Origin of the sequence: Pseudomonas sp. TR47 (assembly GCF_044143025.1) — a bacterium.
GTDB classification, from domain to species: domain Bacteria; phylum Pseudomonadota; class Gammaproteobacteria; order Pseudomonadales; family Pseudomonadaceae; genus Aquipseudomonas; species Aquipseudomonas putida_E.
The window spans coordinates 38,704-55,949 of record NZ_JBHFCS010000025.1; the positions used below are offsets into that span (position 1 = coordinate 38,704).

Annotated in this window: 15 protein-coding genes and 1 riboswitch; of the genes, 3 read left to right on the forward strand and 12 right to left on the reverse strand. The window is 58.0% G+C overall.

Annotated features, from left to right (window positions below; all coding sequences use genetic code 11):
- Positions 1-57: 57 nt before the first annotated feature.
- Positions 58-1,944 carry a phosphomethylpyrimidine synthase ThiC gene (gene thiC, locus ACEWE8_RS21875; protein ID WP_046788121.1) on the reverse strand — a complete coding sequence of 629 codons (1,887 nt, stop codon included), beginning with the start codon at positions 1,942-1,944 and terminating at the stop codon, positions 58-60.
- A 156-nt stretch (positions 1,945-2,100) separates the two neighbouring features.
- Positions 2,101-2,207: riboswitch (TPP riboswitch) on the reverse strand.
- 161 nt (positions 2,208-2,368) lie between these two features.
- Here thiC and ACEWE8_RS21880 point away from each other — a divergent pair.
- A complete protein-coding gene (locus tag ACEWE8_RS21880) occupies positions 2,369-3,802 on the forward strand; it encodes a TolC family outer membrane protein (protein ID WP_046788122.1) in 1,434 nt (477 codons plus the stop codon).
- A 201-nt stretch (positions 3,803-4,003) separates the two neighbouring features.
- Here the strand turns inward: ACEWE8_RS21880 and ACEWE8_RS21885 are convergent, their stop codons facing one another.
- The 9 genes from ACEWE8_RS21885 to ACEWE8_RS21925 form a co-directional block, all read right to left on the reverse strand.
- A complete protein-coding gene (locus tag ACEWE8_RS21885) occupies positions 4,004-4,180 on the reverse strand; it encodes a rubredoxin (RefSeq protein WP_046788123.1) in 177 nt (58 codons plus the stop codon).
- A 37-nt stretch (positions 4,181-4,217) separates the two neighbouring features.
- Entirely contained in the window at positions 4,218-5,153 is a 936-nt protein-coding gene (locus ACEWE8_RS21890; RefSeq protein ID WP_367903870.1) for a LysR family transcriptional regulator, read from the reverse strand.
- Between the two features lie 104 nt (positions 5,154-5,257).
- Positions 5,258-6,127, reverse strand: coding sequence for a DMT family transporter (locus ACEWE8_RS21895; protein WP_046788125.1), 870 nt, complete (start codon positions 6,125-6,127; stop codon positions 5,258-5,260).
- Between the two features lie 87 nt (positions 6,128-6,214).
- Positions 6,215-7,441, reverse strand: a complete 1,227-nt coding sequence (locus ACEWE8_RS21900) for a cation:proton antiporter (RefSeq protein ID WP_046788126.1) — start codon at positions 7,439-7,441, stop codon at positions 6,215-6,217.
- Positions 7,442-7,479: 38 nt separating this feature from the next.
- On the reverse strand, positions 7,480-8,712 hold the full coding sequence (locus tag ACEWE8_RS21905) for an ATP-grasp domain-containing protein (protein WP_046788127.1): 1,233 nt from the start codon (positions 8,710-8,712) through the stop codon (positions 7,480-7,482).
- The gene (locus ACEWE8_RS21910; protein WP_080952214.1) at positions 8,709-9,584 is read right to left on the reverse strand and encodes an iron-containing redox enzyme family protein; all 876 of its coding nucleotides are present in this window, start codon (positions 9,582-9,584) and stop codon (positions 8,709-8,711) included. The genes ACEWE8_RS21905 and ACEWE8_RS21910 overlap by 4 nt, the downstream gene beginning before the upstream one ends.
- A gap of 9 nt (positions 9,585-9,593) precedes the next feature.
- Positions 9,594-10,040 carry a DUF3291 domain-containing protein gene (locus tag ACEWE8_RS21915; protein ID WP_046788128.1) on the reverse strand — a complete coding sequence of 149 codons (447 nt, stop codon included), beginning with the start codon at positions 10,038-10,040 and terminating at the stop codon, positions 9,594-9,596.
- Positions 10,037-10,495: a VOC family protein gene (locus ACEWE8_RS21920; RefSeq protein WP_046788129.1), complete on the reverse strand. Its 459-nt coding sequence runs from the start codon at positions 10,493-10,495 to the stop codon at positions 10,037-10,039. Before ACEWE8_RS21920 ends, ACEWE8_RS21915 begins: the two co-directional genes overlap by 4 nt.
- A gap of 17 nt (positions 10,496-10,512) precedes the next feature.
- Positions 10,513-11,142, reverse strand: a complete 630-nt coding sequence (locus ACEWE8_RS21925) for an ArpA protein (RefSeq protein WP_395589367.1) — start codon at positions 11,140-11,142, stop codon at positions 10,513-10,515.
- Positions 11,143-12,045: 903 nt separating this feature from the next.
- Here ACEWE8_RS21925 and ACEWE8_RS21930 point away from each other — a divergent pair.
- Entirely contained in the window at positions 12,046-12,225 is a 180-nt protein-coding gene (locus ACEWE8_RS21930) for a heme-binding protein (protein WP_223255171.1), read from the forward strand.
- Between the two features lie 93 nt (positions 12,226-12,318).
- On the opposite strand, the gene ACEWE8_RS21935 is transcribed toward ACEWE8_RS21930, so the two are convergent.
- The gene (locus ACEWE8_RS21935; RefSeq protein WP_012316509.1) at positions 12,319-12,870 is read right to left on the reverse strand and encodes a single-stranded DNA-binding protein; all 552 of its coding nucleotides are present in this window, start codon (positions 12,868-12,870) and stop codon (positions 12,319-12,321) included.
- 9 nt (positions 12,871-12,879) lie between these two features.
- The gene (locus tag ACEWE8_RS21940; protein WP_046788131.1) at positions 12,880-14,274 is read right to left on the reverse strand and encodes an MFS transporter; all 1,395 of its coding nucleotides are present in this window, start codon (positions 14,272-14,274) and stop codon (positions 12,880-12,882) included.
- A gap of 129 nt (positions 14,275-14,403) precedes the next feature.
- Here ACEWE8_RS21940 and uvrA point away from each other — a divergent pair, with 129 nt between their 5' ends.
- On the forward strand, positions 14,404-17,238 hold the full coding sequence (gene uvrA, locus ACEWE8_RS21945) for an excinuclease ABC subunit UvrA (protein ID WP_046788132.1): 2,835 nt from the start codon (positions 14,404-14,406) through the stop codon (positions 17,236-17,238).
- Positions 17,239-17,246 lie beyond the last annotated feature (8 nt).

Here is a 17,246-nt window from a genome sequence, read left to right on the forward strand (position 1 = left end):
TCGTTGCAGGAGCGGCGCACCGGCAAGGCCGCTCCTGCAACAGATCAGCGCTGCGGCTTACACCTTGTGGTACAGCTGGCTGCCTTCCTGGCGGAACCGTTCGGCCTGCTCGCGCATCCCCTCCTCAACCGATACATCCACCGCATCGATGCGCAGGTTGGCGGCGTATTCCCGTACTTCCTGGGTGATTTTCATCGAGCAGAACTTCGGCCCGCACATCGAGCAGAAGTGCGCGACCTTGGCCGATTCCTTCGGCAGGGTTTCATCGTGGAAGGCCCGTGCGGTGTCAGGGTCCAGGCCCAGGTTGAACTGGTCCTCCCAGCGGAACTCGAAACGCGCCTTGGACAGGGCATTGTCACGGATCTGCGCGCCCGGATGGCCCTTGGCAAGGTCGGCTGCATGCGCGGCGATCTTGTAAGTGATGATGCCGGTCTTGACGTCATCCTTGTTCGGCAGGCCCAGGTGCTCCTTGGGGGTGACGTAGCACAGCATGGCGCAGCCGAACCAGCCGATCATGGCCGCACCGATGCCCGAGGTGATGTGGTCGTAACCAGGCGCAATGTCGGTGGTCAAAGGGCCGAGGGTGTAGAACGGCGCTTCGTCGCAGCACTCCAGCTGCTTGTCCATGTTCTCCTTGATCAGCTGCATCGGCACATGGCCAGGGCCTTCGATCATGCACTGCACGTCGTGCTTCCAGGCGATCTTGGTCAGCTCGCCAAGGGTTTCCAGCTCACCGAACTGCGCAGCGTCGTTGGCATCGGCAATCGAGCCTGGGCGTAGCCCGTCACCGAGCGAGAAGCTCACGTCGTAAGCCTTCATGATTTCGCAGATCTCATCGAAATGCGTGTACAGGAAATTCTCCTGGTGATGCGCCAGGCACCACTTGGCCATGATCGAACCGCCGCGGCTGACGATACCGGTGACCCGCTTGGCGGTCAGTGGCACGTAGCGCAGCAGCACGCCAGCATGGATGGTGAAGTAGTCCACGCCCTGCTCGGCCTGCTCGATCAGCGTGTCGCGGAACAGCTCCCAGGTCAGGTCCTCGGCAACCCCGCCGACCTTCTCCAGGGCCTGGTAGATCGGTACGGTACCAATGGGTACCGGCGAGTTGCGGATGATCCACTCGCGGGTTTCATGGATGTGCTTGCCGGTCGACAGGTCCATGACCGTGTCCGAGCCCCAGCGAATACCCCAGGTCAGCTTGGCCACTTCCTCCTCGATCGAGGAACCCAGGGCGCTGTTGCCGATGTTGCCGTTGATCTTCACCAGGAAGTTGCGGCCGATGATCATCGGCTCCAGTTCCGTGTGGTTGATGTTGGCCGGGATGATCGCGCGGCCGCGGGCGATTTCCTCGCGCACGAATTCGGCGGTGATCTCTTTGGGGATGTTGGCGCCGAAGCTGTGGCCGGCGTGCTGCTGCTTGAGCAAGCCAGCAGCGCGGGCCTCCTGCAGCTTCATGTTCTCGCGGATGGCGACGTATTCCATCTCGGCGGTGATGATGCCTTGGCGGGCGTAGTGCATCTGCGAGACGTTGGCGCCAGCCTTGGCGCGGCGCGGGTTGCGCACATGGTTGAAGCGCAGCTTGGCCAGTTCGGCGTCGTTCAGCCGCTGCTGGCCGAAGTTCGAGCTCAGCCCACCTAGGCGCTCGGTATCGCCACGGGCGTCGATCCAGGCCGAACGCACATCGGCCAGGCCTTTGCGCACATCGATGATGACGTCAGGATCGGTGTAGGGGCCGGAAGTGTCATAGACCATCACCGGCGCGTTGGCTTCGCCGCCAAAGTCGGTGGGGGTGTCGTGCAGGCTGATTTCGCGCATCGGCACGCGTATGTCCGGGCGCGAGCCCTCGACATAGACCTTGCGCGAACGCGGGAAGGGTTGCACGGACTGCTGATCGACTTGCGCCGACTCGCTGAGGTTGATCGTTTTTTCTTGTTTGCTCATCACAGGCTCCAGACAGCTTCCTAGCGGTGGAATGTCGGGGAGAACCTGAAAGACGCGGACGCACCCCTTGGCGGGCATGCAGTGCCGGATACATGGAGTGCCTTGAGCTGCTTGCAGCTGCGACATTCCCGGACCTGGCACAAGAGGCTCCCCGGGAAGGCGAGCAATCTTGTTCCCTACGCAGGCGCTAACCTGATCAGGTTCAACGGGATCCGCACCTATGCGATCTCAGCCTTTGCTTCAAGGCACCCCGACAAGAACGTGCGCAGTCTAGACTGGAGTGGCCGGCAAAGCCAAGCGTGTAAAACGGGGGGATGATGAAAGGCACAGCCAACGATTGTTGCCAGTTGCGCATGGCACTACACTGCCTCAACGCTCGATACTCAACAGTTCAGTAATTAAATTTCGTACAAGGATTGCCTCTATGCTGCGCAAACTTTCACTGGCGATTGCCGTGTCTTGTGCGTCCAACGGAGTGGCCTGGGCAGCGGATGTGCCCATGACGGTCAAGACTGACCTGGTCAGCGTCTACCAGGAAGCGGTCGACAACAACGCCGATCTTGCCGCCGCGCGCGCCGATTATGGCGCGCGCCGCGAAGTGGTGCCCCAGGCCCGCGCCGGCCTGCTGCCCAACCTGTCGGCAGGTGCCGAAATGATGAACACCCGCACCAAGCTCGACGAACCCTCGATCACCTCCAACCGCAGCGGCAACGCCTGGAGTGCAACCCTGGCGCAACCTGTCTTCCGCGCCGACCGCTGGTTCCAGTTGCAGGCCGCCGAAGCTGTCAATGAGCAGGCAGCGCTGGAGTTGTCTGCCACCGAACAGAATCTGATCCTGCAGACCGCGCAAAGCTACTTTGCCGTGCTGCGAGCCCAGGACAACCTTGCAGCCACCAAGGCCGAAGAATCGGCTTTCAAGCGCCAGCTCGACCAGTCCAACGAACGTTTCGATGTCGGCCTGTCCGACAAGACCGACGTGCTGCAGTCCCAGGCCAGCTATGACACCGCCCGGGCCAACCGGATCATCGCCGAACGCCAGGTGCAGGATGCCTTCGAGGCATTGGTGACCCTCACCAACCGCGAATACACGTCGATCCAGGGCGTTGTCCACACCTTGCCCATACAGGTGCCCACGCCCAACGATGCCAAGGCCTGGGTCGAGACTGCCGGGCGGCAGAACCTCAGCCTGCTGGCAACCAACTACGCAGTCGATGCCGCCGAAGAAACCCTGCGCCAGCGCAAGGCCGGCCACGCCCCGACCCTGGATGCGGTAGCCAAGTACCAGAAAGGCGACAACGACAGCCTGGGCTTCACCAACCCTTCGCAACTGGGCGTGCCCTACAGCGGTGACGTGGAGCAGACCAGCATCGGCCTGCAACTGAACATTCCGATCTACAGCGGCGGCCTGACCAGCTCGCAGGTACGCGAGGCATACCAGCGCCTGAGCCAGAGCGAGCAACAACGCGAGAGCCTGCGCCGCCAGGTGGTGGAGAACACACGCAACCTGCACCGTGCCGTGAATACCGATGTGGAACAGGTGCAAGCGCGCAAGCAGTCGATCATTTCCAACCAGAGCGCGCTGGAAGCCACCGAGATCGGTTACCAGGTCGGTACCCGCAACATCGTCGACGTGCTCGATGCCCAGCGCCAGCTGTACACCTCGGTTCGCGACTACAACAACAGCCGGTACGACTACATTCTCGACAACCTGAGCCTGAAGCAGGCGGCCGGCACCTTGAGCCCACAGGACCTGGTGGACCTCAAGCGGTACCTGAAGGCGGACTACAACCCGGACAAGGACTTCCTGCCACCGGACCTGGCGGCGGCGGCGGCGAAGAACTTCGAACGCAGGCCTTGAGGCAGGTGCTGGTTTCTTCGCGGGTAAACCTGCACCCACAGGGCTTGCGCCAGTGTGGTGGACGCACGGAACATGACCGACGCCTCTAGGTAGTCACGGTGGCGGATTTTTGCTGGTCGCCAGTAGGCAAGACTAGTCAAAAATCGGGAAGGTGCGATGACATGGGTCAGGGAATCGGCAGCGAGTGTCACTGCCCAGCGCTCAACGCTCCTGGGGGACGAAAGCCTCCTTGCCCAGGCCGCAGTCGGGACAGCACCATTGCTGCGGAACATCTTCGAATGCCGTACCCGGTTCGATACCATTTTCCGGATCACCCCGTGCCGGGTCGTAGGAATACCAGCAGGTTTCACAATAGTACTCGGCAACCCGTGCCTTCATCGCTATCTCCTTGTCGACTGCGTCAGTGATCCTGCTCTCAGGCTCGCCCTGTCCTGCGTAATGCGCAGACCAGGTAATCGACCATCACCTTGACCTTCTGTGACACATGTCGCCCAGGTTGATGGAGGATCCACGCCATTCCCTGCAAAGCCCCCACGTACTTCCACTCGGGCAGCACTTCCACCAAGTCGTTGACGGCAATCGCTTGGCCAGCCAGCCTGGCAGTAAGACAGGAAATACCCAGCCCCGAGAGGGTTGCGTTCAATACAGCTTCCGCACTGTCTGAAACGTAGCGACCTGAAAAACTGACGTCACAAGCACCTTGCGCCGATAAAAATTCCCAGGTCTGGCTTTCGCTGAAGTCGGAAAAAGGTATGCAACTGTGCTCCGCCAACTCGGAAGGGTGTACCGGTCGACCATATTTTTCTATGTAGCTGCCTGCAGCACAGACTACAAAGTCGACAGGGAATAACTTGCGCGCGACCAACCCTAACGGCGGGGTATCGGTAATTCTGATACCGATGTCTATGCTTTCAGCGATGAAGTCCAAAGCTCCCTCATTCGAAATGAGCTGCACATTCACACCCGGGTAACGCTCGAGAAATTCGGGAATAAGTTGATGACATGTTCCATACAAGGACCGTGGGACCGCGATGCGAATAAGTCCTTGCGGACTCTCAAGAAATCGCTCCTTGAGCCTAAATATATTCGCCGAAGACTCAAGCAGCTCTTTGCAATGTGAATAGACCTGAGCCCCCTCGGCATTGACTTTCAGCTGCCGAGTGCTGCGTTCGAGCAATCGAATCGATAATGCATTCTCAAGCTTCGATACTTGCTTGCTGACTGCGGATGCAGTCAGTCCTAGCCGGGCCGACGCATCCACAAAGCTTCCCGCTTCAACAACAACAGCAAATGCCGCCATGCAAGGCAACATATCTACATGACTTTTTGGAAGATAGCCTCGATAGTCCATTATTATGACCACTCATATCTTTAGGCCAGCAACTAAAACATACGCCCTTGGCAAAGGGCCCCAAAAGAAATCACCGCAAAAAATTGCATCGCTGCGAAAAAGCTTCATCCGTAAAGATGCAGAAGCACAGCCCCTAACAACACCAGACTGACCCCACCAACCTGAGTGACCGACAGCCGCTCGCGATAAAAGAAGTACCCTAGGATCGCAGCAATGCCGCCCGACAGGGTACTGATGACGGTGACGACGGAAACCGAGCCATTGAGTGCGCCCCAAGAAAACGCGGAGAACCCGCCCAGGTTCAAAAGACTGGCGCCGCACAGTGAACCGAAGGTCTTCAAGCTGATCGTCGCGTGGTCCCGCAGCAACTTGAATCCCTCAGGGATTAGAAACATGACCCCCACTGCATAGCCCAGCGCCAACATGTTAACCGGCCCCAGCTGCGGCAAGGCGTACTTGCCCTGAATCCAGAAGCTGATGCCGTAAAGCATGGCCGCCAGCAAGGCAAACCCTACAGATATCGTGCTGGTGATCCTGCGCTCGAAATCACCGTCATGATGACTTCGGCTGGCCAGTAAAACCCCGAAGAAGCAAACGAGAATACCGCTCACCTGCCACCCTGACAGGGCGTCCCCCCCCAGCCACGCCAACAGGGTGGTAAAAACGCCATACGAGGTGACTAGGGGCGCCACAACTGCAGTTTTGCCAGCAGCAAATGCCTTCGACAGCGCCAATGCCCCCACAACGGTACATAAAGATGCTACTACCCCAACACCTAGCGCGCGCCAAGGCGCAGACATGAACTTTTCCAACTGACTGGCTGAAAAGACAATAATAATTGCCATTAGAACAAAGCCCAGCAACTGCCCGAAAAACACCGCTCGTTTAACCCCAACTGCTCGTGCGTTCACGCCGACCAAAAAGTCCGTCGCTCCCCAGAACGCCGCCGCCAGCAACCCCATGAATACGTCCAAGGCAATGTTCCTTATTATAAATGATCCCTGATCGCTCCAGACAGTAGTCGGGTTTATGACAAAAATCAAACCCCGCGGGACGGGGCCTTATAAACCCGGCATACTCTTTCGCGAGCGCGAAGCTAGCAACGAAATTAGCGGATTAGTCAATGCAGTTGAAACAACAGCCAGTACCAAAAGAACACTATAGGAACTTTCCGACAACACTCCTACCTCGAGTCCTACGCCAAGCACAACCAAATCCACAAGACCTTTCGTATTCATCAGTACGCCGACTTCAATGGAAACAATTGGTCTCAACCCCGATGCCCTAGCACCTATATATGAGCCCAGCACTTTGCCGATAGTCCCACCCAGCAGGAACAACAGCAGCCACAACCAAAGACTAGGCTCCCCGAAAGCGGCCAGCGAAACCTGAATACCTGAGCAGGCAAAGAAAATCGGGGTAAGAAAAAGATGACCGAACCTGCCGATCCAGCGGCGCCATGCCTGCTCCATCGAGAACAGGTCGTGAAACACGTAGGCCGCCATGACCGCGCCGATGGCCTGGTGGAACCCGAGCATCGCGGTAACCTGCGCTGATCCCAGGCAATAGACCAAGGCAACTGCGACACGGGAACGCTCACTTAATGCAGTGTGAGCGATGCGGTTTTTCAGCCATGGGCGGACCACTACGAACATCAGACCGGCATAAGCTAAAAGACCGCATACCTTGAGTAAGCTCTCGGACACGCCGCCCGCCCCACCTAAGTGCAATGCCAACACCATCGCCAGTGCAAACCAGGCGAACACATCGGTATACACCGCCGCCGAGAGCGACAATCGACCGGCTTGCCCATCAATGCCTCCATGCTCCTGGATAATCCTCACCAACACCGGCAGCGCTGTCACCGACAGTGCGACCCCACAGAAGATCACGTAGGACCAATAGGGCGGCGTCGGCGCAATAGACGGTTTCGACCAGGCGCCGATGACACAGCCGATGAAGAACGACAGCACGATTCCGAGACTCGCGATCAAGGCCGGGGCACGTTGCCCTCCCCGCCACTCTCCGACACCTGCGGCATGCCAGGGAACTTCGACCATCAGCATGATCAGCCCCAGTTCGCCGAGCGCTCGGACAATCTCTATCGATTCAGGTGTCAGCACCTTTGCCGACACTTGCGGAAACCAAGCCCCTAACAAAGTGGGACCCAGCAGTATACCGGCAACGATTTCCCCGATTACCCGGTTCTGGCCAAGCATCGTAGCCACACGCCCGCAGACTGCACAGGCGAGCAAGATCAAACACACCAGCACTAACCAGTTCGACATGGATTTGCCCTAACCAACACCTGCCGTTGATCCTCTAGCTAGGCAAACGCCAGCTTCAGACGCTCATGAACGGTATCCGAATGCCTGCGCAGTACTTCAGGATCCTTATGGATGAGGTAGACAAAACCCCAAGCCGACAGAAAGTCTCGTGTCGCCTTGATGGCCTCGCCTTTCTTCACAAAAAAGCCAAGCTCATGAAACGAATCGAGCTCTTCGATCAGCGTGATACCTTCAATTCCCGTCACAGTGCCGCTCTGTTCAGAAATCAGGCAACAGATACAGAAATGCTTGTCGTAGTGCGGGACTGCCAAGGTGAGCGGCGCATGACCCAAATAGATATCTATGTTGAGGTCGTAGCAGTTAAGCCCGGTGCACAACTCGATCAATGAAGGCACATTTGCACCGGGCAGGCGGCCGTTCTGTTCGATAATGAAGTGTCCCGCCGAGTTGATCTTGAACTCAATATCGTTGATGCCAATGTTGGCCTCGATGGCCGAGTTGACTTCGGATATGTAGGCAAATGCCTGGCGCGCCTGATCGCTTAAGGGCGAAATGGATCGAATGTTGCGATAGACACTGGGGTGGTCGCCGACGCGAATCTTTTCGTATTCGGCGAAGCAGAGAATCTGTCGCCCCGACACCCCCAGATTTGCAGTAACAATAAAGTATTCAGGGCCTTCGACATACGCCTCCACCAAAGCACGCTTTTCCTCCTGCGCTCCAGGCTCGAAATTGCTTTCGATGGCCCCCAGAGCCTTGTACATATCACCTCTGGACTGGCAGACCCTAACATTCCTCGCACCTGTGCCCTCGGTCGGCTTAACCACCACGGGGAAAGCAATACCCGGATCATGGCCCTCGGCCAGGTCATTCATGGAAAGCCTGAACGCAGGCATGACCGGGACGCCCTCGTGTTGCAGACGACGCTTCATTTCAAGCTTGTTGATCCGCGCAGCACAGGTTGGGATCGGGTTGCCCGCCAAGCCCAAGTAAGCCGCCAACCCGTCGCTTATTCGCAATGCAGAATCGGAACCGGGGATGACCGCATGCACCTCTCTTCCGGCCATGCTGATCTTCGCCTGTTCCAGGTTCTCGACATGCACCACCTCGTCGAATTCGTCGACTCCATGCAGCTTCTGCAAACGCCCGGGAAATTGCTTGCGGGTCACTAGGGCCAACGCGTGATAACCCTTATGGCGAATATCATGTCCATAGCGCCGGGCCGAACTGATCGGGTCGATGACGACCACCGTCTGTCGATGAGTTATCATCCCAGGCTCCGCATGGTCTTATACATGTAGTGGTAGTAACGCAGCGCGACGTTGTAGCGGATCATCACGCCCAGAGAGAGTTCGCGCACTACATCCTCACCACCCGCCGCGTAATGCTGCAGCACTGTTTCGTACCAGGCGGCGCTGTGCCGGGTGTCGATGCTGATATGGGCCTTGTGATAGGCGATCACGTCTTTTGGCAAGCCCAAGCGCTCCATGGCCGCCGTGGTGGCACCAAAGCGTACCGGCGCCGATCCCTCCACCAACCCCATCGCACCGATAAGGCGCATGTTGAACTCGCGGCGTACGGCCCACATCAGCAGGATGTTGCCATTCATCAGGCACTCAAGGGGGGGCACCTGCACGCTGACACCCGCCTTTTCCAACAGATCACGCATGTAGCTGGAAGAGGTGCGGAACATCGTGGTGTGCACGGCGGCGAAGTCTCCATTGCCCATTTCATCCCAATAGTTCTCGCCGGCGACCATCTTGCACCGAATCGGCATACCCAACTGAGCCACTGCCATCAGGTCATCGAAAGAACCATCAACCATTTCCTCCATGCAGATGTAGTAAGCGACCTGTTCAGAACTGGCCTGGTGGCGCATGAAGTCCACGAAGAAGCGAATATCTTCATTGATCCTCTTCTCGTACATGACGTACCACGAGAGAAATGCATCCTGTGTAGTGGGCAGGTCACGCAGATCAACTAGGCCCTCCTCGACCGCGGTCCATTCATCCTCCATCTGCTCCACAATGTTGCGGGCCAATCTGACCGATTGCCGTGCAGCCACAAGTTGTGCCGGATCTCCGAGAAAACAGCGATAATAGTCGGCAAGTTGCTGTTGTGTATTCCGAGCTAATTCTTTCATCTCCACTCCTCAGTACAGAACGGTCGGTACTTCGCTGCAGCGCAGGTCAAAAGCGTCATGAGATGGCCCAACCTCGTGCAATCGCGTGAGTCGGGTATGGGCCTCGCGTAAGGTGGGGATATGACTTTCCTCGACCCACCACAACACTACCCGGGGGCGTAAGATGGGCTCGAACCACTCCCTTCCACGCCGCATGAATGACTTGTGCGAGGTGTTATAGAGAAAGTCCTTGAGTGATTCGACGTCCCTCCACAGCGAGAGCGTGTAGAGATAACCCTCGCCCCATAACTGATCCAGCAGCGGCTGATCCTCTTCGGTCTCACGCCAGATGAACCCCGGATGTTGCTCAGCTAGAGCGTTCACATAGCTGGTCGAGGCATAGAACTCTTCCATTCTGGTGTCTCCCTTGGGAAACTTGGGTTTCACCAGATCGAAATGTGCAAGTACACGCTTCATGGTGCCTCCCAGGCCTGGAGTTCGATAATGTTTCGATCGGGATCACGGACGTATATGAAGGTGCAAATACCTACCCCCTCGACAGGCTGCCTCGCCAACTTCCCTAGCAGCCATCCACCTGAGCTGATCACTTTTGCACATACAGCTTCCACGTCGGAAACTTCAAATGCGATGTGGCTAAAGCCGCGCGAATTGGCAAACTTTTCCGGTTCATCATGAAAATGACAATACTGAAATACTTCTAGCGTCGGCCCGCCCTCCCCGTTACCGGGCAACCGAAGATGTATGCCTTCGATCTCCGGTTTTATCAACCCGGTACCATCTGCCACCGATTGCCCTGAAAGCCGACGCACAGGGCCGACCGGAACACAGCCAAATACATCAACATAGAACTTGGCTATCTTTTTCCAGTCAGTGGCGATCAGGTTAGCGTGTGAGTATTTGACCTTGGTCATGCGCTAATCCTCAAACTTCAATCCCGGAAGACGAAGGTTTCGTGCTCGACTTCCCGATCCTTGTCCCTCGCCCTTTCCCACGTGGTGTTGAGAATGATGCGGGTGACATCTTGTGTCAGTGGTTTAACCCGATGCAGCGTGGTGTCTGCCTTGAGCAGATAGACATCACCTGTGACGTGGAAGTAGGAGTCGATCTTGTTTTCCACCAATAAGTTTTCTACTCGGGGGTTCTGCTTATCCCAATACGTATGCGGTACGCACTCCAACAAACCTCCTGCCTCGAGTGCCGGTGCCTCGACGATCCAAATGATCGTGTAGGGGTAGTCGCCCCAATGCCAACCATGGGTATCACCTGACTTATGCTGACTGTTAATGATGAAGTTATCCCACTTCCAAGGGGTTGGGATAACCTCCTCCTTAACTATGTGACTGATCAAACTACTCAGGTAGCGAGACCTATAAGCATGCGGAATATACCGCCCATGGGCTTCGATGCTTTCCTGAGGAACGTTACTCAAATAGCGCGGCGTGTTGCCCGTCGATTCAATCAAAAAATCCCGGCGCTTTGAAAAATTTGCCAAGAGGTACTTCACATCGACAGAAATTTGATCGCGTACTTCAGGATGGATCAGGTTATTAATCTTCAAGTATCCATCCCTGGCAAACCGATGCTGTTTCCCAGAAAAAGTCTCGCCCTTCGAAAGGATCTGACCTCAGTATATCTGTGACTTGCTCCAGATTTTGTTTAACAGCAGCACGCTCTGACATATGAACACTCCGTATTTGTTAAGGAGTCACGTGTTTAATGGCACGTTCAAATCCTACCCCCTCAACCTGCACGGATATACCCCACACGCAGACTTGCACTCCTTCCTCAAACCATGTAATGCCCTATTGAAAGTATCGCACCTTCTTTGATTCGGCACATCGGACTCTTAAATGTCCCTTATACTCACCCGGGCTCTTCGACTCAGAAACGCCGGATCGAGTATGAGGCGGTTTGCCCGCGACGCGCGGGCGGGTCGATATCATGGGCGCTGAATTTTTGCGCCAAACACATCGGGCCCCACCACATTTCCTGCCATGCACCCAGAAGCAATACATCCATTTGCCGTAAGACATTTCTGAACCTTAAACCAAATGCTTCAGAATCAGCATGCTTGGGAATTGCCCTACTCGCGCTGCTGAAGTATCGCTGCTGTCTGGGAAATGCCTCAGGGATAACGTTTTAGGGTCGTTTAGACAACCGGCCGTGAGAACTCGACTGATACAATGCATCGCAGTTATTGCGGCCGTGCGCAGGCAGGCTTGTCCTGGCGAGGTTTGCATTTGTTCCTCGGTTTCTCACCCCGTGCACGGCTGCCAACCATAATCCGTGAGAAAGATTTAGGTGGCAGTTTCCTTAAGCCGAACAAAGTTCACATGCCATGAAAAGATCGTCCCCCCCCGCAAACCTGCCATCACACCATTATTCACCGTCCAATCCGATATGTATCCACCCAACGTCCTGCCCCACGTCAGCGAACTGCTAAGCGACGTCATCGAAACCATTGAGAACGCTGCCGAGCTCGGGCGGGCGAAGCGCTGCGCTGCCAGCAAAGCCATACGCGTCACTGCCAGGTTTCACGCTGCTGGGTGGCGGTCTGCCGATCCTGGACGCGAACGGCGAACACATCGGCGGTATCGGTATCAGCGGCGCAACGCCTGAGCTGGACGCGCAATTTGCCTAAGCAGCGCTGGACAGCGGGGTATGAACTCACATATGAAAAAACCCAGGGCAAATGCCCTGGGTTTCGGTGTAGCGCGACGCCTGACCGTTTTTATCAGAACGGAATATCGTCATCAAAGCTGTCAAAGTCAGCAGCCGGCTGCGGCGCGGGCTGTTGCGGCGCTGGGCGCTGCTGGGCCTGTTGCGGGCGCGGGGCCTGCTGACGCGGTGGGGCCTGGTTGTACTGTTGCTGCTGGCCACCCTGGTTGTAGTTGTTACCACCACCCTGGTTGTACTGGTCGCCGCCACCTTGCTGGTTCTGCGGACGGCCACCGAGCAGCTGCATGGTGCCCTGCATGTCGACGATGATTTCGGTGGTGTAACGCTTGATGCCGTCTTTTTCCCACTCGCGGGTCTGCAGCTTGCCTTCGATGTACACCTGCGAACCCTTGCGCAGGTATTCGCCAGCGATTTCAGCAACCTTGCCGAACATCGACACACGGTGCCACTCGGTACGCTCGACCTTTTGGCCCGACTGCTTGTCGGTCCACTGCTCGCTGGTAGCCAGGCTCAGGTTGGTCACGGCGTTACCGTTGGGCAGGTAGCGGACTTCGGGATCCTGGCCACAGGTGCCGACCAGAATGACTTTGTTAACCCCACGGGCCATAACGTTCTCCTAGGCTTCGCACGCCGATGAGGCTGGGTTCACCAGACGCTCGAGGGTCGCACGGTCCAAAATTTTCGTATCCAGTTTGATATAGATGGCAGCTTCTTCTGCCACCACAACGGCGTCGGTCACACCCGGCACGGCCATCAGGCGCTCGGTCAGGCCGGCTTCCCGGACTGCCTCAGGCGTCAGTGGCATGCGCAGGCTGGTCACATAAGGCGGCTCGTTCATGCGCAACGCGACCACCAGCCATACGGCACACAGCACCGCGCAACCGAGGAACACCGTGTTCAGCCCACCGTGCTGGAACAGCCAGCCACCAAGGATTCCACCCAGCGCTGCGCCAAGGAACTGGCTGGTGGAATACACCCCCATCGCCGTCCCCTTGCCGCCAGCAGGCGACACCTTGCTAACCAGCGACGGCAGCGATGCCTCCAGCAGGTTGAATGCAGTAAAGAATACCACGGTGCCAATCACCAGTCCGCGCAAGTTGTCAGCCCACTGCCAGAAGAACACCTCCACCAGCAGCAACACACTGACCGCTCCAGCCAATACGCGTTTCATCTTGCGCTTTTTTTCGCCGTAGATGATGAACGGGACCATTGCAAAAAATGAGATGAACAGCGCGGTCAGGTATACCCACCAATGCTCTTCCTTGGGCAAGCCGCCGCGCTCGACGAAGGCCAGAGGCAGCGCGACGAAGCTCGCCATGAGGATCGCGTGGAGGATGAAGATACCGGTGTCCAGGCGCAGAAGGTCCGGATGGCGCAGGGTTGGGCCGAGCGCCTGGCGCGCCACACCCGACTCGCGGTGCTGCAAAGTGCTGTGGGTGTTGGGCACGACAAAAGCGATCAGCAAAATGCCGACCAGGGCAAGTCCTGCCGTGGCGAGGAACAATCCTGACAGGCCGAAGGCGCTGGTGAGAAGCGGGCCGACGACCATCGCCACGGCGAACGACAGGCCGATGCTCATGCCGATCATGGCCATGGCCTTGGTACGGTGCTGCTCGCGGGTCAGGTCGGACAGCAGCGCCATGACTGCAGCAGAAATTGCCCCGGCGCCTTGCAGAATGCGCCCGGCAATCACACCCCAGATGGAGTCGGCTTGAGCCGCCAGCACACTGCCCAGGGCGAAGATCACCAAGCCCAGATAGATCACCGGACGTCGCCCGATGCGGTCGGAAATCATCCCGAACGGGATCTGAAAAAACGCCTGGGTCAGGCCATAGGCACCGATGGCCAGGCCGATCAGCGCGGGCGTGGCGCCGGCCATGTCCATGCCGTAAGTGGCCAGCACCGGCAGGACCATGAACATGCCCAGCATACGAAAGGCAAAGACCAGGGCCAGGCCGCCAGCGGCGCGCGTTTCGCTGCCACTCATGCGCTCGTTGTGGGTGTCGTGCATGGATTAACCTCGTGTGAACCGGCGGCGATTCTATCAGTCCGACAGCTTGACGGCATCTACGCGACGCTTTGCCGCGTACTGGCAGCGCGCCGTATACTTCCTTGTTTATGCCCGCCAAGCGAGGCCGCAGTGGACAAGATCCTGATTCGTGGGGCACGTACCCACAACCTGAAGAACATCGACCTGACCCTGCCGCGGGACAAGCTGATCGTGATCACCGGCTTGTCCGGGTCGGGGAAGTCTTCCCTGGCATTCGATACCTTGTACGCCGAGGGTCAGCGCCGCTATGTGGAATCGCTGTCGGCCTACGCCCGGCAATTCCTGTCGATGATGGAAAAACCTGACGTCGACACCATCGAAGGCCTGTCGCCCGCCATCTCCATCGAGCAGAAGTCGACTTCGCACAACCCGCGTTCGACGGTAGGTACCATCACCGAAATCTACGACTACCTACGCCTGCTTTATGCTCGCGTGGGTACGCCGCGCTGCCCGGACCACGACATTCCGCTGGAGGCGCAGACCATCAGCCAGATGGTCGACCTGGTGCTGGAGCGCCCGGAAGGCAGCAAACTGATGCTGCTGGCACCGGTGATCCGCGAGCGCAAGGGTGAGCACCTGGCCGTGTTCGACGAATTGCGTGCCCAGGGCTTCGTTCGGGCACGCGTCAACGGCAAGCTCTACGAACTCGACGAACTGCCCAAGCTGGACAAGCAGAAGAAGCACAGCATCGATGTGGTAGTGGACCGCTTCAAGGTCCGCGCCGACCTGCAACAACGCCTTGCCGAGTCATTCGAGACCGCTCTCAAGCTGGCCGACGGCATCGCCCTGGTTGCACCGATGGACGATGAAGAAGGCGAAGAGACGATCTTCTCCGCCCGCTTCGCCTGCCCGGTCTGCGGCCATGCGATCAGCGAGCTGGAGCCCAAGCTGTTCTCCTTCAACAACCCGGCCGGCGCCTGCCCGACCTGCGACGGCCTGGGGGTGAAGCAATTTTTCGATATCAAGCGTCTGGTCAACAGCGAGCTGACATTGGCCGAGGGTGCTATCCGCGGCTGGGATCGGCGCAACGTCTATTACTTCCAGATGCTTGGCTCGCTGGCAGCGCATTACGGCTTCAGCCTGGAGGAGCCGTTCGGCGAGCTGTCGGCCGAACACCAGAAAGTGATCCTGCAAGGCAGCGGCAAGCAGAGCGTCGACTTCAAGTACCTGAACGACCGTGGCGATATCGTCAAGCGTTCGCACCCGTTCGAAGGGATCGTGCCCAACCTGGAGCGGCGTTACCGCGAGACCGAGTCGGCCACGGTGCGCGAGGAGCTGGCCAAGTTCCTCGGCACCCAGCCCTGCCCCGACTGCCGCGGCACCCGCCTGCGCCGGGAAGCCCGTCATGTCTGGGTAGGCGAAAAAACCCTGCCGGCGGTGACCAACCTGCCTATCGGTGAAGCCAGCAGCTACTTCGGCGAGCTGACCTTGACCGGGCGTCGTGGTGAAATCGCTGCAAAGATCCTCAAGGAAATCTGCGAACGCCTACAGTTTTTGGTCAACGTCGGCCTGGATTACCTCACCCTGGATCGCAGTGCCGACACCCTGTCCGGCGGCGAAGCGCAGCGGATCCGCCTTGCCAGCCAGATTGGCGCAGGGCTGGTCGGAGTGATGTATATCCTTGATGAGCCGTCCATCGGTCTTCATCAACGCGACAACGACCGCCTGCTCGCCACCCTGAACCACCTGCGCGATCTGGGTAATACCGTGATCGTGGTCGAGCACGACGAAGACGCCATTCGCCTGGCTGACTACGTGGTGGACATCGGCCCGGGTGCCGGCGTACACGGTGGCCAGATCGTTGCCGAGGGCACGCCTCAGGAAGTCATGGCACATCCCGACTCGCTGACCGGGAAGTACCTGTCCGGGCGCAAGAAAATCGCTGTACCGGCCAAACGCACCCCCCGCGACAAAAAGCTATCCCTCAAGCTCAAGGGTGCGCGTGGCAACAACCTGCAGAACGTTGATCTGGAAATCCCGATCGGTCTGCTGACCTGCGTGACTGGCGTATCCGGCTCGGGCAAGTCGACGTTGATCAACAACACGCTGTATCCCCTGGCCGCTACAGCCCTCAATGGTGCGAGCAGCCTGGAAGCCGCCCCGCACAGCAACATGGATGGCCTGCAGCTCCTGGACAAGGTTGTCGATATCGACCAGAGCCCGATCGGCCGCACACCGCGTTCGAACCCGGCGACCTATACCGGCATCTTTACCCCGATTCGCGAGCTGTTTTCCGGCGTGCCGGAATCGCGCTCGCGCGGCTACGGCCCAGGGCGTTTCTCGTTCAACGTCAAGGGCGGGCGTTGCGAGGCGTGCCAAGGCGATGGGCTGATCAAGGTGGAGATGCACTTCCTGCCAGATATCTACGTGCCGTGCGACGTGTGCAAGAGCAAGCGCTACAACCGCGAAACCCTGGAGATCAAATACAAGGGCAAGAACATCCACGAGGTGCTGGAAATGACCATCGAGGATGCTCGCGAATTCTTCGATGCGGTGCCGGCACTGGCGCGCAAGCTGCAAACCCTGATGGATGTGGGGCTGTCTTACATCAAACTGGGGCAGTCGGCGACCACGCTGTCGGGCGGTGAAGCGCAAAGGGTCAAGCTCTCACGCGAACTGTCCAAGCGCGATACTGGCAAGACGTTGTACATCCTTGACGAGCCGACCACCGGCCTGCACTTCGCCGATATCCAGCAGTTGCTGGATGTGTTGCATCGCCTGCGCGACCACGGCAACACCGTGGTGGTTATCGAACATAACCTTGATGTGATCAAGACCGCGGACTGGTTGGTTGACCTGGGCCCGGAGGGTGGTTCAAAGGGTGGGCAAATTATTGCCAGCGGTACACCGGAAGAGCTGGCAAAGATGAAGCAGTCGTACACAGGGCACTATCTCAAACCGCTTCTGGAGCGTGACCGGGCCTGATCTGCCTG

Coding starts and splice junctions, on each gene's coding strand:
- ACEWE8_RS21915 (WP_046788128.1), bottom strand. CDS start 10,040: ATGAAGCGTGTACTTGCACATTTCGATCTGGTGAAACCCAAGTTTCCC.
- ACEWE8_RS21910 (WP_080952214.1), bottom strand. CDS start 9,584: ATGAAAGAATTAGCTCGGAATACACAACAGCAACTTGCCGACTATTAT.
- ACEWE8_RS21880 (WP_046788122.1), top strand. CDS start 2,369: ATGCTGCGCAAACTTTCACTGGCGATTGCCGTGTCTTGTGCGTCCAAC.
- thiC (WP_046788121.1), bottom strand. CDS start 1,944: ATGAGCAAACAAGAAAAAACGATCAACCTCAGCGAGTCGGCGCAAGTC.
- ACEWE8_RS21900 (WP_046788126.1), bottom strand. CDS start 7,441: ATGTCGAACTGGTTAGTGCTGGTGTGTTTGATCTTGCTCGCCTGTGCA.
- ACEWE8_RS21890 (WP_367903870.1), bottom strand. CDS start 5,153: ATGGACTATCGAGGCTATCTTCCAAAAAGTCATGTAGATATGTTGCCT.
- ACEWE8_RS21920 (WP_046788129.1), bottom strand. CDS start 10,495: ATGACCAAGGTCAAATACTCACACGCTAACCTGATCGCCACTGACTGG.
- ACEWE8_RS21885 (WP_046788123.1), bottom strand. CDS start 4,180: ATGAAGGCACGGGTTGCCGAGTACTATTGTGAAACCTGCTGGTATTCC.
- ACEWE8_RS21905 (WP_046788127.1), bottom strand. CDS start 8,712: ATGATAACTCATCGACAGACGGTGGTCGTCATCGACCCGATCAGTTCG.
- ACEWE8_RS21940 (WP_046788131.1), bottom strand. CDS start 14,274: ATGCACGACACCCACAACGAGCGCATGAGTGGCAGCGAAACGCGCGCC.
- ACEWE8_RS21935 (WP_012316509.1), bottom strand. CDS start 12,870: ATGGCCCGTGGGGTTAACAAAGTCATTCTGGTCGGCACCTGTGGCCAG.